The 15,956-nt window shown below is 42.0% G+C and carries 12 protein-coding genes and 1 pseudogene; 8 read left to right on the top strand and 5 right to left on the bottom strand.

Annotated elements, in window-relative coordinates; translation table 11 throughout:
- Positions 1-91 precede the first annotated feature (91 nt).
- On the bottom strand, positions 92-2,320 hold the full coding sequence (psaB, locus tag AC2D3N_RS07590) for a photosystem I core protein PsaB (protein WP_079676983.1): 2,229 nt from the start codon (positions 2,318-2,320) through the stop codon (positions 92-94).
- Positions 2,321-2,411: 91 nt separating this feature from the next.
- Positions 2,412-4,667 carry a photosystem I core protein PsaA gene (gene psaA / locus AC2D3N_RS07595; RefSeq protein ID WP_484693249.1) on the bottom strand — a complete coding sequence of 752 codons (2,256 nt, stop codon included), beginning with the start codon at positions 4,665-4,667 and terminating at the stop codon, positions 2,412-2,414.
- A 662-nt stretch (positions 4,668-5,329) separates the two neighbouring features.
- Between psaA and AC2D3N_RS07600 the strand changes: the two genes are divergently transcribed.
- Both AC2D3N_RS07600 and AC2D3N_RS07605 read left to right on the top strand, forming a co-directional pair.
- Positions 5,330-6,988 carry a hypothetical protein gene (locus tag AC2D3N_RS07600; RefSeq protein WP_484693250.1) on the top strand — a complete coding sequence of 553 codons (1,659 nt, stop codon included), beginning with the start codon at positions 5,330-5,332 and terminating at the stop codon, positions 6,986-6,988.
- A 92-nt stretch (positions 6,989-7,080) separates the two neighbouring features.
- Entirely contained in the window at positions 7,081-8,016 is a 936-nt protein-coding gene (locus AC2D3N_RS07605) for an alpha/beta fold hydrolase (RefSeq protein WP_484693251.1), read from the top strand.
- A gap of 111 nt (positions 8,017-8,127) precedes the next feature.
- On the opposite strand, the gene AC2D3N_RS07610 is transcribed toward AC2D3N_RS07605, so the two are convergent.
- Positions 8,128-9,801: an ABC transporter permease gene (locus AC2D3N_RS07610; RefSeq protein WP_484693252.1), complete on the bottom strand. Its 1,674-nt coding sequence runs from the start codon at positions 9,799-9,801 to the stop codon at positions 8,128-8,130.
- 137 nt (positions 9,802-9,938) lie between these two features.
- Here AC2D3N_RS07610 and AC2D3N_RS07615 point away from each other — a divergent pair, with 137 nt between their 5' ends.
- The 4 genes and pseudogenes from AC2D3N_RS07615 to AC2D3N_RS07630 all read left to right on the top strand — a co-directional run bounded on the left by AC2D3N_RS07615 (position 9,939) and on the right by AC2D3N_RS07630 (position 11,861).
- Entirely contained in the window at positions 9,939-11,027 is a 1,089-nt protein-coding gene (locus AC2D3N_RS07615; protein WP_484693253.1) for an ABC transporter ATP-binding protein, read from the top strand.
- Positions 11,028-11,179: 152 nt separating this feature from the next.
- A complete protein-coding gene (locus tag AC2D3N_RS07620; RefSeq protein WP_484693254.1) occupies positions 11,180-11,557 on the top strand; it encodes a hypothetical protein in 378 nt (125 codons plus the stop codon).
- A 15-nt stretch (positions 11,558-11,572) separates the two neighbouring features.
- Positions 11,573-11,740, top strand: a pseudogene (locus AC2D3N_RS07625) (type II toxin-antitoxin system Phd/YefM family antitoxin); the annotation flags it as partial.
- Positions 11,706-11,861, top strand: a complete 156-nt coding sequence (locus AC2D3N_RS07630; protein ID WP_484693255.1) for a hypothetical protein — start codon at positions 11,706-11,708, stop codon at positions 11,859-11,861. The pseudogene AC2D3N_RS07625 and the gene AC2D3N_RS07630, both read left to right, overlap by 35 nt.
- 86 nt (positions 11,862-11,947) lie before the next feature.
- Here AC2D3N_RS07630 and AC2D3N_RS07635 read toward each other — a convergent pair whose 3' ends face one another.
- Positions 11,948-12,946, bottom strand: a complete 999-nt coding sequence (locus AC2D3N_RS07635) for an endonuclease NucS domain-containing protein (RefSeq protein ID WP_484693256.1) — start codon at positions 12,944-12,946, stop codon at positions 11,948-11,950.
- Positions 12,947-13,155: 209 nt separating this feature from the next.
- Positions 13,156-13,548 carry a DUF433 domain-containing protein gene (locus AC2D3N_RS07640; RefSeq protein ID WP_484693257.1) on the bottom strand — a complete coding sequence of 131 codons (393 nt, stop codon included), beginning with the start codon at positions 13,546-13,548 and terminating at the stop codon, positions 13,156-13,158.
- 210 nt (positions 13,549-13,758) lie between these two features.
- Between AC2D3N_RS07640 and AC2D3N_RS07645 the strand changes: the two genes are divergently transcribed.
- Both AC2D3N_RS07645 and ureC read left to right on the top strand, forming a co-directional pair.
- The gene (locus tag AC2D3N_RS07645) at positions 13,759-14,148 is read left to right on the top strand and encodes an urease subunit beta (RefSeq protein ID WP_079676974.1); all 390 of its coding nucleotides are present in this window, start codon (positions 13,759-13,761) and stop codon (positions 14,146-14,148) included.
- A gap of 76 nt (positions 14,149-14,224) precedes the next feature.
- Positions 14,225-15,943 carry an urease subunit alpha gene (gene ureC / locus AC2D3N_RS07650; protein WP_484693258.1) on the top strand — a complete coding sequence of 573 codons (1,719 nt, stop codon included), beginning with the start codon at positions 14,225-14,227 and terminating at the stop codon, positions 15,941-15,943.
- Positions 15,944-15,956: the final 13 nt, after the last annotated feature.

Consider the following 15,956-nt stretch of genomic DNA (forward strand, 5'->3'; position numbering starts at 1 on the left):
CAACAACAAATAGAATAAATAGAAATCCCCTACCCGCAGGCAGGGGATATTTTTAATTACCAATCAAACGAGGATGCAGTTAATAGTTACATCAACCAAACTTACTCGCAGTCGAGGCAATTAGGAAGGCTGCGTAGGTGAGGATATAGCCAACGGTGAAGTGAGCTAAACCAACCACACGAGCTTGAACGATAGAAAGAGCCACGGGTTTGTCTTTCCAACGAACTAGGTTCGCCAGAGGAGTCCGTTCATGAGCCCAGACAATCGTTTCGATTAACTCTTGCCAGTAACCCCGCCAAGAGATCAGGAACATGAATCCAGTCGCCCAAACTAGGTGTCCGAATAGGAACATCCAAGCCCAAACCGACAGGTTATTGGTTCCATAAGGGTTGTAGCCGTTAATTAACTGAGCCGAATTCAGCCACAGATAGTCACGGAACCAGCCCATCAGGTAGGTAGAGGATTCGTTGAACTGAGCAACGTTTCCTTGCCAGACGCCCAGGTGCTTCCAGTGCCAGTAGAAGGTAGTCCAACCAATGGTATTCAGCATCCAGAACATCGAAAGGTAGAAAGAGTCCCAAGCGGAGATGTCGCAAGTACCACCACGGCCAGGGCCATCGCAAGGGAAGGCATAACCGAAGTCTTTCTTGTCGGGCATCAGCTTCGAGCCACGGGCATCCAACGCACCTTTGACCAAAATCAGGGTGGTGGTGTGCAGACCTAGAGCGATGGCATGGTGAACTAAGAAGTCTCCAGGGCCAATGCTCAGGAATAGGGAGTTGCTACCAGAGTTGATAGCATCTAACCAACCGGGCAACCAAACGTTGCCGTAGTTCGGCCAAGCGGTGCTGGCGATGCTGTCAGCATTGGACAATAAAACATCCATACCGTACAGCACTTTACCCGAAGCAGCTTGAACGAATTGAGCAAAAACCGGTTCAATCAGAATTTGCTTTTCAGGAGTTCCAAAGGCAACCACAACATCGTTATGGACATATAAGCCCAGAGTGTGGAAACCGAGGAACAGAGACACCCAGCTTAAGTGAGAGATGAGGGCCTCTTTGTGCTGTAACATCCGATCCAAGACGTTGCCTTTGTTCTGTTCGGCATCATAGTCGCGCACCAGGAAGATTGCCCCGTGAGCGAAAGCCCCGACCATTAGGAACCCAGCAATATATTGGTGGTGGGTATACAGCGCCGCCATCGTGGTGTAATCCTTAGCGATGAAGGCGTAGGGAGGAAGCGCGTACATATGTTGCGCCACCAGGGAGGTGATCACACCCAGCGCAGCCAGAGCAAATGCTAATTGGAAGTGCAGGGAGTTATTCATGGTGTCGTACAACCCTTGATGAGGCAGGTTGAACGGCCCTTCATTTTTGATCCCGAACAGAGGATCTTTGGAATTCATCATTTCTTTGATGCTATGACCAATTCCAAAGTTTGTCCGGTACATATGGCCCGCAATGATGAATAACACTGCGATCGCCAAATGGTGGTGAGCCATATCCGTCAACCAGAGAGACTCGGTTTGAGGATGGAAACCACCTAAGAAGGTCAGAATAGCGGTTCCAGAACCCGTAGAGGTTCCAAAAATGTGACCGGCGGTATCTGGGCTTTGTGCGTACACACCCCAGTTACCCGTGAAGAAGGGAGCCAGACCTGCCGGGTGGGGCAGAGTGCTGAGGAAATTATCCCAACCAACGTGTTGTCCGCGAGATTCAGGAATGGCAACGTGAACCAAGTGACCAGTCCAAGCCAGGGAACTAACCCCGAACAGACCTGCCAAGTGGTGGTTCAAACGAGATTCAGCATTCTTGAACCAAGACAGACTGGGACGATACTTGGGTTGCAGGTGTAACCAACCTGCGAACAGGAAGGTAGCAGCCAAAAGCAACAGGAAGATCGACCCTTGATACAGGTCAGCATTTGAGCGCATTCCGATGGTATACCACCAGTGGTACACCCCAGAATAAGCGATGTTCACTGGGTTAGAAGCACCCGCTTGGGTGAAAGCTTCTACCGCAGGTTGGCCAAATTGGGGATCCCAAATGGCGTGAGCAATGGGGCGAATATTTAAAGGATCTTTAACCCATTGTTCAAAATTACCTTGCCAAGCGACGTGGAACAGGTTGCCTGAAGTCCAGAGGAAAATGATAGCGAGGTGACCGAAGTGGGAAGCAAAGATCTTTTGGTAAAGATTTTCCTCTGTTATGCCATCATGGGTCTCGAAATCATGGGCTGTGGCAATCCCGTACCAAATCCGACGTGTTGTCGGGTCTTGGGCCAAGTCCTGGCTAAATTTTGGGAATTTAGTTGCCATAAGTCCTAACTAAATCGTGTTCTTTGTTATTCCGCTTCAGGGGGAAGGAGAAAGCTGATTCAGCCAATCCCTGCCCCTGAGCAGAGAGTTTTCATCCTACTGAAATAATTCGGGCTAGGAAGAATGCCCAAGTTGTAGCAATGCCCCCTAAGAGGTAGTGAGCTACACCAACCGCACGACCTTGAGTAATACTCAGAGCGCGAGGTTGAATTGCTGGGGCTAATTTCAGCTTGTTATGGGCCCAGACAATGGACTCAATTAATTCTTGCCAGTAACCGCGGCCACTGAACAGGAACATTAAGCTGAACGCCCAAACGAAGTGGGCACCCAAGAACAACAGACCGTAGGCGGAGAGGGCTGACCCGTAGGAACTGATTACCTGAGCAGCTTGCGCCCACAGGAAATCACGCAGCCATCCGTTGATGGTAATGGCACTCTGGGCAAAGTTGCCACTGGTGATGTGAGAAACGGTGCCGTCTGAACCAACGGTTCCCCAGACATCGGATTGCATCTTCCAGCTAAAGTGGAAAATTACGATGGAGAGGGAGTTGTACATCCAGAACAGACCCAGGAAAACGTGATCCCAGCCAGAGACTTGGCAAGTACCACCCCGACCTGGCCCATCGCAAGGGAATCGGAAACCCAATTCACTCTTGTCGGGAACCAAGCGAGAGCTACGGGCGTATAAAACGCCTTTTAGCAGAATTAAGACTGTGACGTGAATTGTGAAGGCATGGATATGGTGAACCATGAAGTCCGCCGTACCTAACACAATCGGCATCATTGCTACTTTGCCACCGACGGCTACGACACCGCCGCCAAACACAGGGCTAACACTGGCTAAGGCATGGGGAGCAGTGCTACCCGGGGCCAGAGCGTGAATGTTTTGCACCCATTGGGCAAACACGGGTTGGAGTTGAATCCCTGTATCAGAGAACATATCTTGGGGACGACCAAACGCACGCATGGTGTCGTTATGGACATATAACCCAAAGCTATGGAATCCCAAGAAGATACAGACCCAGTTCAGGTGGGAGATAATTGCGTCGCGGTGACGAAGCACCCGATCGAGCAAGTTGTTGACATTGTTGGCCGGAACGTAATCACGCACCATGAAAATGGAAGCGTGAGCTCCTGCACCCACAATCAGGAAGCCACCAATCCACACATGGTGTGTGAACAGAGACAACTGCGTGGGATAATCCGTCGCAATGTAAGGATAGGGAGGCATTGAGTACATGTGGTGAGCCACAATGATGCTCAAAGAACCCATCAATGCGAGGTTAATCGCCAACTGAGCGTGCCAAGAGGTGGTCAGGATTTCGTAGAGTCCTTTATGGCCTTCTCCAGTGAAGGGGCCTTTATGGGCTTCTAAAATTTCCTTCATGCTGTGACCAATGCCCCAGTTTGTCCGGTACATATGGCCAGCAATGATGAACAGGACTGCCAGTGCCAGGTGATGGTGTGCAGTATCGGATAACCACAGACCGCCTGTTTGGGGGTTTAATCCACCTTTGAAGGTTAAGAAGTCAGAATAGACTCCCCAATTCAAGGTAAAGAATGGTGTTAAACCTTCTTTAAAACTGGGATACAGTTCTGCCATCAGGTTGGGGTTGAGGATGAATTCATGGGGTAAAGGAATATCCTTCGCCGCCACTCCCGCATCCAGTAGTTTGTTCACGGGTAAGGACACATGAATTTGGTGACCTGCCCATCCCAAACTGCCTAGACCCAACAGTCCAGCTAAGTGGTGGTTCATCATCGACTCTACATTCTGGAACCATTCCAGTTTGGGAGCCCGTTTGTGATAGTGGAACCAACCAGCAAACAGCATCAAACCTGCCATGACCAGCCCACCAATGGCGGTGCAATAAAGCTGGTATGTGTTGGTAAAACCGGAAGCTCGCCACAGTTGGAATAATCCAGAGGTAATCTGAATCCCGTGGAAGCCACCACCAACATCACCGTTTAAAATTTCTTGGCCGAAAATTGGCCATACAACTTGCGCGCTAGGCTTAATCCCCGTAGGGTTAGCCAACCAAGCTTCGTAGTTCGAAAATTTAGCGCCGTGGAAGTAGGCACCACTTAACCAGATAAAAATCACGGCTAAATGACCAAAATGGGCGCTAAAAATTTTACGCGAAATATCTTCTAAATCGCTGGTATGACTATCGAAGTCGTGAGCGTCAGCGTGTAGGTTCCAAATCCAAGTGGTTGTATTTGGCCCTTTGGCGAGGTCACGGCGAAAGTGTCCTGGTTTAGACCATCTTTCAAAAGATGTAGGAACCGGATCTTTATCAACCGCAACCTTTACTTTTGCCTCACGCTCTGGAGGACTGATTGTCATTTAGACTCTCCTCGACCTGTGACAAAAAATAAGTAACGTTGCAGATTCTGACAGAAGTTATACCCCTTTTTCAAAATCCTTAACAAAAGTTAGTGTTTCGTTAAATCGTTTCATAGATGAATTTCTATGAGACTAATTATTCAGGTTTATACCTGCACTAAAACTAACCTTTGTTCGGGGGCAACAGGACACCCTTCCATTTGCCTTAAGGCTTTTAAAATTTTATTTCGACAACTAACCCACACCTAAACCCTTGCATAGCAATGGCTTTCCGTTTGGGGTAGCTGTTGTCTTTAAATGATATATCATCTTTTTGAATCTGGGGGGAATGACTTGGTAACAATAATTAAAATTCCCTCTGATTCCCTACAGAATCATCATTTTAGTTTTCATAAGGGTTTCAAAAAGTCAAATATTTCTCAACAAATGTTACAAAACTTAAAATTTATCAGAATAACTTAGAAGGTTGAAAACCTTGTCCATTTCCAGCTGGAATCAAAATCAATTCCACCGGACTTTAATCTCTAGGTTCTTGGTGTCCCAATTCCGCGCTAGGATTAGTCTGAACTCCTCAAGTGACACCCCACCGAACCCAGGGAAGTTAAATACCCCCCCAAAACCGATAGATTAAGGTTGGGCTTATGATTTTCAATAAAAAACCTATGGATAAAACTAGATTGGGCTTCCTTCAGAAAAATCGGGTGCTAAATCCCATACTTCAGGTATGGACAAGAGTAAAAACCCAACTCAAAACCCTGTTAGCACTCTTAATCATCTTTGGTCTGGCTGGATGTGGAAATTCCTCCTCAGAAGTTCCGCCCCAAACGCCTCCAACCCTGACGATATCCAAATCCGCGTTACCAATTTCCCAAGTTTCTCCCCCAAAGCTGATCCAGAAACTACATCAATCCCTCGATGCTTACCAGCCTCAAGTTACCATCCTCAATCCTCAACCCGATCAACTGCTTGAAGACGATACAATTAATCTGCAACTTCAGGTTCAGGGTTTACCCCTATTCCAAGATCCTAAATTCGGTTTAGGGCCACATTTACAAGTAATCCTGGATAACCAACCTAATATTGATGTTTACGATATCACCACTCCCATTACCTTCCCCAACCTAGACCCCGGAACCCATACTCTCCGAGTATTTGCTGCCTATCCCTGGGATGAAAGCTATAAAAACGAAGGGTCTTTTGCCCAAACCACCTTTCATGTTTTCACAAAAACCCCCGATCATGACCCCGACCAAAATCTTCCCCTACTTACTTATAACCGTCCCCAAGGAGCATACGGTGCGGAACCAATTTTACTAGACTTCTACCTCAATAACGCCCCTCTACATATTGTGGCTCAAGAAGATCCAACAGATGAAATAGTAGATTGGCAAATTCGGATTACCCTTAACGGCGAAAGCTTCACCACCGATAAATGGCAACCTTTATATATAAAAGGGTTAAAACCGGGTAAAAATTGGGTACAAATTGAATATCTGAATGAACAGGGAAATCCCGTTGATAACGTTTTTAATAAAACCGCCCGGGTGATTACCTATAATCCCAATCTCAAAAATACCCTGTCTCAACTGACTCAAGAAAAATTATCCTTTGCAGAACTTAAAGGAATCCTGAATCCTAATTTTGCCACTCAAGACCTGATTGAAACCCCTGAACCGGAAGAACTTCCTACGACCGAACCCGAAGTTATTTCGCCTCCCGTAGACGAACCCACCGCCGAACCCGTTGAGGAAACTACGCCAGAAGTGGAAACAACGGTAGAACCCGAATCTACCCCATCGGAACCTGTAGAAACAACCCTAGATACTCCATCGGAACCTGTAGAAACAACCCTAGAACCCGAAACTACTCCATCGGAACCTGTAGAAACAACCCTAGATACTCCATCGGAACCTGTAGAAACAACCCTAGAACCCGAAACTCCTCCATCGGACGTGGTAGAAGCGGAAGAACCTGCGATTGAACCTGTAGCATCTGAAATTCAACCCGAAGAAACAACACCGGATGTCCCTTCTGAATCCCTAATTAAACAATTGGGTGGATTTTTGACTCGTTTCCGTCTTCCCTTTTTGAATCCAGTTCAGGTAACATCTAATTCTCCGACACCCCTACCTGAAATTGTTGATCAAGTTCCAATTCCCAAACCTGTCACCGAACCCCAACCTGAAGAAACCCCTAACCCAGTTCCAGAAATTACCTCAGAGGAACAAAATCCCATTTCTGAAATAGAAATTCCCACGCCAGAATTAACAATTGAACCCAAAATCATCACAGAAGAAACCCAAACCGTTAACGCTGATTGAAAGATTACTCTGATTGTGCAGATTACCTTAATAGTTTGTTTCAATATTAATGTAATCTGTAAAATCTATTCAATTAATTATTTACCAATATTATGAAATCCCATCCCGAATCTTCCCTATTTACTCCTGAATCAAAATCCTATAATTGGCAGGGATATCAATGTTCTTATGAAGATTATTCGACCCTTAATCCCAATAATCAGGAGATTTCATTACTATTAATTCATCCGATTGGAGTGGGATTATCGGGAAATTTTTGGTATCGATTTTGTCAGGAATCACGGAAACAAGGGTTAAATCATGCTATTTACAATCCCGATTTAATCGGTTGTGGAAAGTCTGAAATTCCGAAAGTTGCCTATTATCCCCAAGATTGGGCAGAACAATTGAATTATTTTTTACAAAATATTATTCAAAAACCTGTTATTGTAGTCGTACAAGGAGCGTTATTACCCGTTGTGATCGCCCTAACCCAACTCCAAAACCAATCTAATTCTAACTTAATTAAAGGATTAATATTATCTGGCCCCCCAGCTTGGCGAGTCATGAGTGAACCCAGTTCAGAAAAACAGCAAAAACTCGCTTGGAATCTATTCTTTGATTCTCCCATTGGCAATTTATTCTGGCTCTATGCCCGTCGTCGTCAGTTTATCGAATCCTTCTCCATTCGGCAACTTTTTGCCAAGGCTGAAGATGTCGATCAAAATTGGTTAGACTTATTAGAAACAGGAGCCAAAAATGATCAAAGTCGTTATGCCGTTTATTCCTTTTTAGCTGGATTCTGGCGACAAAACTATACGGATATTATGGCGGGAATTTCGATTCCCACCTTAGCAGTTTTTGGCACAACTGCATCCAGTATTAGCCGCAGTGGATTTTTAGAAACCCCAGAACAACGTTGTCAACTTTATGAAAAAGGCTGGAAAAATTGCCAATCTGCTATAATTCCAGGACGTAACGTTTTACCCTACGAATCGACCGCAGAATTTGTTAAAATTGTCGCCAAGTTTATTAACCAAATTGCCTAAAGCAAAGAGGGTTGGGAGACCCAACCCCTACGATAAAATGTTACAACCTATTTAGGATTACTATATAATCTTTGTTCCTTCCTTGGTGTCTCAGTGCCTTTGTGGTTCCTTTTATTGGTGATGGGATTGACTAATTCTTAAACTCAAGAAAATAACCGGAATAATCCCTACTAAAACAATCGCTAATGCGGGGGCAGCAGCTTCAGCTAATCTTTCATCTGAGGCTAAATTATATACCCGAACTGCCAAGGTATCAAAATTAAACGGACGAATCACTAAGGTAGCAGATAACTCCTTCATCACATCGACAAAAGTTAACATTCCGGCCGTTAATAATCCACTCCACATAATCGGAGTATGCACCTTAATTAAAGTTCCAGTCGCCCCGTATCCTAAGCTACGCGCAGCTTCATCTAAATTGGGTTTTATTTTACTTAAACTCGATTCTACTGTCCCGAAAGAAACCGCTAAAAATCGGACTAAATAGGCATAAATTAAAGCGATAATTGTGCCACTCAATAACAATCCTGTGGAAATACCAAAGGTAGACCGCATTACCCCATCAATTGCATTATCTAATTGACCAATCGGAATTAAAATACCCACCGCAATTACCGAACCCGGAATCGCATATCCCATGGCGGCAATGCGGGTGGATAATCGCATCAAAGAATTAGCATTTAACCGGACACCATAGGCCATAATTAGGGCGATGAGAACCGCTAAAATTCCGCTAATAGTCGCTAAAGTTAAACTGTGTAAGGCATAATTCCAAAACTCGGAATTTAAAAAGGTTCCTAAATTTTCTAAGGTCATTTTGAATAAAATTACACTAGGAATCAAAAACCCAAAAACAATGGGGAATAAACAGATAAAACAGGCTAATCCGGCTCTAAATCCCGTAAGTTTAAACTGGTTTAACGATTGAAAGCGATTGCCCGTTTGGTAATATTGGGCTTGACGACGTGACCAAAGTTCGATTAGAATTAATCCCAATATAAATAACATTAAAACCGCCGCTAGTTGGGAAGCTGCCACCCGTTCTCCCATTCCGAACCAAGTGCGATAGATTCCGGTTGTAAAAGTATCAACTCCGAAATATTGCACCGTTCCAAAATCATTCAGGGTTTCCATTAATGCTAAGGCTAATCCGGCAATAATAGAGGGACGGGCTAGGGGTAAAGCTACGGTAAAAAAACTTTGCCAAGGGTTACAACCCAAGGAACGACTTGCTTCTAAGGTGCAGGTTGATTGTTCTAAAAAAGCAACTCTAGTTAATAAATAAACGTAGGGATATAAGGTTAAAGATAATAAAAAAATTGCCCCCCAAATAGAACGAATATCAGGAAACCAATAGTCATCAATTCCACTGATACCAAAAGTATTTCTCAGGAGGGTTTGTACTGGGCCATAAAATTCTAACCATTCGGTATAGACATAGGCGAGAATATAACTAGGGGCAGCTAGGGGAATTAACAACCCCCATTCAAACAGACGGCTACCCGGAAACCGACACATAGTTACTAACCAAGCACTACTCACCCCGAGCAGCAATACAGTTATACCAACGCCAAAGATTAGCAATAAGGAATTAAGAATATAACCTGGGAGAACCGTTGAGCCTAAATGGTTCCAGACCTCGGCTGAATTGGTGAAAACACTGCTTAATACAAATAATACCGGAGTCGCAATCAAAACGGCGATCGCCACCACGAAAACAGTCCAAACATCCAGCTTTAAACTACGCCAGACTTTGATCAAGGACTCCAAGGACGATAATGACACAGCCAAACACTCCCCAAAATTTAATTAAGTCTTAGTGAGAATATATCCTAAAAAGGGGGTACAATTGGAATGGAGTTTCAGCAATATTAGTTTCAACAGCACCGTTGAACCCTAAGATCAAATTAATGCCTGTAAAGATGACTCAATCTGTAATTCTGCATTTAGAGGATGTCGGTAAACAGTTTCCTCAAAACCAGACCCCAGCCGTTCAAGCCGTTAACCTAGACTTACATGAAGGGGATATTTTAGGACTATTAGGCCCTTCTGGGTGTGGGAAAACCACGTTATTGCGAATGATTGCCGGATTTGAACAACCGGACACTGGAACGATTACCCTAGGGGGGCGAGAGGTCGCCGGGTTAGACTATTGGATACCGCCAGAACAACGAGATGTGGGAATGGTGTTTCAGGATTATGCCCTATTTCCCCATTTAACCGTTGCCAAAAATATTGCCTTTGGCTTAAAAAATACTAAGAAAAAATCTAGTTTAGGGATTCACAGACGGGTCGCAGAAGTTTTAGAATTAGTCGGATTATCGAGTTATGAAAAACGCTATCCCCATGAAATATCGGGAGGACAACAACAACGGGTAGCCCTAGCTCGCGCCCTAGCCCCCCATCCGGCTTTAGTATTATTAGATGAACCTTTAAGTAATTTAGATGTGCAGGTGCGATTAAGATTGCGGCAGGAATTACGCGATATTTTAAAAGTAGCAGGAACCACCGCCATTTTTGTTACCCATGACCAAGAAGAAGCCCTATCAATTTCCGATTGGGTGGCTGTGATGCAGAACGGACGCCTAGAACAGTTTGGCACACCGGAAGCAATTTATCGACAACCCGCCTCTCGGTTTGTGGCAGAATTTGTCACCCAAGCTAATTTTATTCCCGCCAAACGTCGGGGAGATTTTTGGGAAACGGAAGTGGGTTGTTTTGCAATTAATCCATATCTTGTCGATGCTGTTACCCCCGATTGGGATAAATTAGACCGGGTAGAATTAATGGTACGACAAGAGGATTTTATTCTTAAACCCGATGATAACGCTGCGGTTGTGATTCGCGATCGCCAATTTCTCGGACGGGAAAACCACTATAGTTTGCAGGTTCCATCCGGTCGGGAAATCATCGCCCGAACCAGTGCGACAACGGCTTTACCTGTGGGAATGCGGGTTAATGTTTCTGTCCTGGAAAATGCTTTGCGGGTGTTTCCCAGTCGGAAAAATTAGGGGCGAGTTAACATTTGATGGTGCGGTTTGTAGAGTGAGCGATCGCACCCTCAACATATTGATCAAGAAATCCAATCATTAACAATTTGCTTCTCGCACGATTTTTTTTGATTAATAAAAGTTTGGGTGCGCTTTTTAAGAGGTTCAATTATATGCCTAAAAAAATTAGACTAATGACAGATTATGGATGTTATCCTTTATGGTGGGATGAACCTGATCAAGTGGGTGATTTAGATCCAGAATCTTTACCTTTAAGTCAAGAAATTATTCAGCGTTTGTATAATTGGGCTGATTCTTTTGATGCACGATTAAACTTGGCTGATCCATCTGATTCTCCTGAAGTTACACCGGAAGAAGTAGAACGTTTTGAATGGGAAGGTTTAAGTTTATGGAAACAGTTAAATCAGGAATTAGCACCTAATTATGAAGTAGTTTATTTTAGTAGTCATTTTCATCAAATTTTTACTGATTCGGCTAAATTAGAGGAAAAATTAAAGCTAAATCTGATAAAATTTAATCAAATTTCTTGAGAAGATGCCAAGGAAAATATAACTCAATTGTTTGACCAAGTTGTGGCGAATCGAGATATTATTGTTATTAATCGTGCTGAAGGGGAAAGTGTGGTTTTAATAGCGATAGAGGAATTGAATCATTTAATAGCAACTGCTCATTTAGAAAATGAAAAACAAACGATTGGAACTCAAAATTATTAGATCAGAATCTTTAATTACCATTACATTAGATCCTGATGTTGCTGAAGTTTTTAAAACGTCTGAAGCGGTTAATCATGCGTTACGTTCTTTACTTTCTGCTATTCCTCAAACAAATTCGTAAGATATGTAAGGTTAAACCACACGCACCAACTTTTTATTCTTTAAGATAATAGAGTAGGTGTGCTACGCTTACACAGAGGACAACAACTAAAGCCGTTCTAACCAATTTTCCAAAGCTATATTAACTAGATTTTCTAGCTGACTAGGAGGTTCTGTAGAATCTGTAACTTGAATAAATTTTTCAAAATGTTTGTATGAATATAATTTTTGTTGGGAAATATAACCTATCCAGTAGATATTTTTCCAATCATTTTTCAAAAAAATTACCATTCTACCGATAGCATATTTTAAATTTCTATTTCGTCTGTCTGGAATTGGTAAATATAAATATAGATCTGGGTCTTTAGAACCTATCTTCTGACAAATTTCAATACAGATATTATTTTTACCTCGTCCGTACTTAATAACTCCTCGTCTGCTATTAATTTCTTCAATTTTTTCATGAAAACATAAAATATATTTTCTCAGCCTTAAAATATATTCTTGTTGCTCTGATGATTGATTTTCAATGATTGTCAATAAGAAGCCGGGTGGATCAGATAAATTGGATTCCAGATCCGAGATCTCATTTTCATTATAAGGAATTTCTGCTTGGGTTACTTGCTTAGTATCAAGATGAGTTAAAGATAAAAAGAAACGGCTTTCTTCTTTAACGATTTTAAACCATAAAAACTCTAAAGCTAGTTTACTATATTCTTGATCAATAAAATTTTGTTGATGGAAACTTGGCATAATAGCCATTAATCGAATAGAGTTACTATAATCAATCCCTAAATCAAAAGGCTTAACAGTAATTAGATTATTATAGTAACGAGTTAACTGTTGCACTACTCTTGGATCTTCTACATTTTTTAGTTCTATTATAACTAATTGTTTCTGTTTGTCCAATGCTAAAATATCACAAAAACCTCCATTAACTTTATATTGACGTTTTAAAGGTGTAAGTTCTAATAAATTGCTCAAATTATCCCAAATAAAATCTTCTAAGGCTTCTTCACTACCAAACCCCCATTGATTCCGCCCTTTCTTAAACAGTTTGTTAATTTTTGGAGGACGTATCGATTGACTATTGCCTGAAAGTTGCATAGATTTTTTAAAAAGTTTATCTTGATAAATTTTGTATTCTTGTAGATATTGGTCTGTTTTTAAAATTTTACTATAGCGACGACCCCTATTAATATATATGATATAAATTTATTCACAACGGATTATAAAATAATTTAAAATAAATTACCATACGTGTTTTCACTGATTTTTGAGCGATTAATGATTACAGTGTAATATTAATTTATAATTTATACATCAACAGTACAACGATCAATCGAGTTTATAAGTTCATCCCAAGGGGAATAATTCACGGATAAAGGTTGATTCTGTTGATATAATTCTAACTCTTGATTGATCTGATCTGGATAAGTTTCTGCATAGTTCCAAGCGGTTTGTAAATCTTCAGCTTGTAAATGCGGAAAGTTTTCTAAGATTTGTAAATCACTCCAACCTAAACGGCGATAACCGACTAATTTCCAAACCGGAATAGAAACACGCCCCACATTAGCAATTGAGTCAGGTTCAGAGGTTTCTTTGGGTAAAAAATCATCGCTTAAATTGTGAGCCAGGGTTTGAATCAATTGCAATTTTTCAGCAGGCTTTAAATTATTGAGTTGTTTTTCTAACTGTTGAGCATTCATCTTGATTATATAGTTGTTATCACTAATATTATAGCTTATTCTCATTTTAAATCAATAAAATCTCGATGTCAATGTGTTTTATCCCTAAATTCTTGCCAATTTAGGAATAATCCTAGATAATTACATCAAGAAATATTTTCAATGGGATATAATTATTGTATAATAAAGAGATCCGATTTGCAATATTAATATTATAAGAGGAAACAACCAATGATTCCAGGTGAACTGATTGTTAAAGCAGGTGAAATTGAACTTAATGTTGGTCGTCCGACTTTAAAGATTAAAGTTGCGAATACAGGCGATCGCCCAATTCAAATTGGCTCACATTATCATTTTTATGAAGTTAATGAAGCCCTGAAATTTAAACGCGAAAAAACTAAAGGAATGCGGTTAAATATTCCGGCGGGAACTGCGGTTAGATTTGAACCCGGAGATGAACAGGAAGTTGAGTTAGTGACAATGGCTGGAAGTCGAGAAATATATGGGTTTAATGGCTTAGTGGAAGGTCAGTTAAATTTGAATTTACCCGAAGAAAATAAAAAGGATACAAAAGAGAAGGTTAAGAAAGATAAAAAAGACAAGGGGAAGAAGAAAAAATAATTTTAGTTTGACTTAGGCTTGTAGAATTAAATGATTGAAGAAAGCCCTGAAGGGCTTACTACTGAAGGAGTGGAAAATGGGTTATAAAATGGATCGGCGGGCTTATGCAGAAACCTTTGGGCCGACGGTGGGCGATCGCATTCGGTTAGCAGATACCGAATTAATTATTGAAGTGGAAATGGACTATACAAATTATGGGGATGAGGTAAAATTTGGAGGCGGAAAAGTAATTCGGGATGGCATGGGACAGTCTCCAATTTCCCGTGCGGATGGAGCCGTAGATTTAGTGATTACTAATGCTTTAATTGTAGATTGGTGGGGGATTGTTAAAGCAGATGTGGGGATAAAAGATGGGAAAATTTATAAGATTGGGAAGGCAGGAAATCCCTATATTCAAGATCATATTGATATTATTATCGGCCCTTCTACGGAAGTGATCGCCGGGGAAGGAATGATCCTCACCGCAGGGGGAATTGATAGCCATATTCACTTTATTTGTCCTCAACAAATTGAGACCGCCATTGCATCAGGAATTACCACGATGATCGGGGGTGGAACTGGCCCGGCAACGGGAACTAATGCTACTACTTGTACCCCAGGTGCATGGAATATTTATCGGATGTTAGAAGCGGCGGAAGCCTTTCCGATGAATTTGGGATTTTTAGGCAAAGGAAATAGTAGTCAACCCCAAGGTTTAGTTGAACAAATTGTAGCGGGGGTCATGGGTTTAAAACTACATGAAGATTGGGGAACTACCCCAGCAACAATTGATACTTGTTTAACAATTGCGGATGAATATGATGTTCAAGTTGCCATTCATACGGATACTTTAAACGAATCAGGGTTCGTAGAAACGACCATTGCAGCATTTAAAAATCGGGTGATTCATACTTACCATACCGAAGGGGCGGGAGGGGGTCATGCACCAGATATTATTAAGGTTTGTGGTCAGAAAAATGTCTTACCTTCTTCTACAAATCCCACCCGTCCCTATACGATGAACACCTTAGAAGAACATTTGGATATGTTGATGGTTTGTCATCATTTAGATCGAAATATTCCAGAGGATGTGGCTTTTGCTGAGTCACGAATTCGCCGAGAAACTATTGCCGCTGAAGATATTTTGCACGATTTAGGGGCATTTAGTATGATTTCTTCTGATTCTCAAGCGATGGGAAGGGTGGGAGAAACTATTATTAGAACTTGGCAAACGGCCCATAAAATGAAAGTGCAACGGGGGGTATTAACTGACCCAGAAAATTCGACCGCATCCCATGATAATTTTCGGGTAAAACGCTATATTGCTAAGTATACAATTAATCCGGCTATTACCCATGGAATTTCTGATTATGTGGGGTCAATTGCTGAAGGAAAATTAGCGGATTTGTGTTTATGGAAACCTGCTTTTTTTGGGGTAAAACCGGAATTGGTAATTAAAGGCGGCTTAATTGCTTGGGCACAAATGGGGGATGCCAATGCCAGTATTCCTACTCCTCAACCTGTCTATGGTCGCCCGATGTTTGGGAGTTTTGGAAAAGCAATTTCATCTACTTCTTTAACTTTTATGTCTCAAGCCGCTTTAGAGGCAAAAATTCCCGAACAATTAGGGTTAAAAAAACAATGTGTCGCGGTTTCAGGTACTCGAAATTTGAGTAAAGCTGACATGAAATTAAATGATGCTTTACCCAAAATTGAGGTTGATCCTGAAACCTATCAAGTTAAAGCAGACGGGCAATTATTAACCTGTGAACCTGCGGAGGTTTTACCAATGGCGCAGCGCTATTTCTTGTTTTAGTTGTTGTTGAATA

The sequence above is a fragment of the Planktothrix sp. PLAVEN19ND genome (assembly GCF_057220675.1).

What these genes read in the sequence shown, in the direction of transcription:
- psaB (WP_079676983.1), bottom strand. Translation starts at nt 2,320, where the DNA reads ATGGCAACTAAATTCCCAAAATTTAGCCAGGACTTGGCCCAAGACCCG.
- AC2D3N_RS07605 (WP_484693251.1), top strand. Translation starts at nt 7,081, where the DNA reads ATGAAATCCCATCCCGAATCTTCCCTATTTACTCCTGAATCAAAATCC.
- psaA (WP_484693249.1), bottom strand. Translation starts at nt 4,667, where the DNA reads ATGACAATCAGTCCTCCAGAGCGTGAGGCAAAAGTAAAGGTTGCGGTT.
- AC2D3N_RS07635 (WP_484693256.1), bottom strand. Translation starts at nt 12,946, where the DNA reads ATGCAACTTTCAGGCAATAGTCAATCGATACGTCCTCCAAAAATTAAC.
- AC2D3N_RS07640 (WP_484693257.1), bottom strand. Translation starts at nt 13,548, where the DNA reads ATGAATGCTCAACAGTTAGAAAAACAACTCAATAATTTAAAGCCTGCT.
- AC2D3N_RS07615 (WP_484693253.1), top strand. Translation starts at nt 9,939, where the DNA reads ATGACTCAATCTGTAATTCTGCATTTAGAGGATGTCGGTAAACAGTTT.
- AC2D3N_RS07600 (WP_484693250.1), top strand. Translation starts at nt 5,330, where the DNA reads ATGGATAAAACTAGATTGGGCTTCCTTCAGAAAAATCGGGTGCTAAAT.
- AC2D3N_RS07645 (WP_079676974.1), top strand. Translation starts at nt 13,759, where the DNA reads ATGATTCCAGGTGAACTGATTGTTAAAGCAGGTGAAATTGAACTTAAT.
- ureC (WP_484693258.1), top strand. Translation starts at nt 14,225, where the DNA reads ATGGGTTATAAAATGGATCGGCGGGCTTATGCAGAAACCTTTGGGCCG.
- AC2D3N_RS07620 (WP_484693254.1), top strand. Translation starts at nt 11,180, where the DNA reads ATGCCTAAAAAAATTAGACTAATGACAGATTATGGATGTTATCCTTTA.
- AC2D3N_RS07630 (WP_484693255.1), top strand. Translation starts at nt 11,706, where the DNA reads ATGAAAAACAAACGATTGGAACTCAAAATTATTAGATCAGAATCTTTA.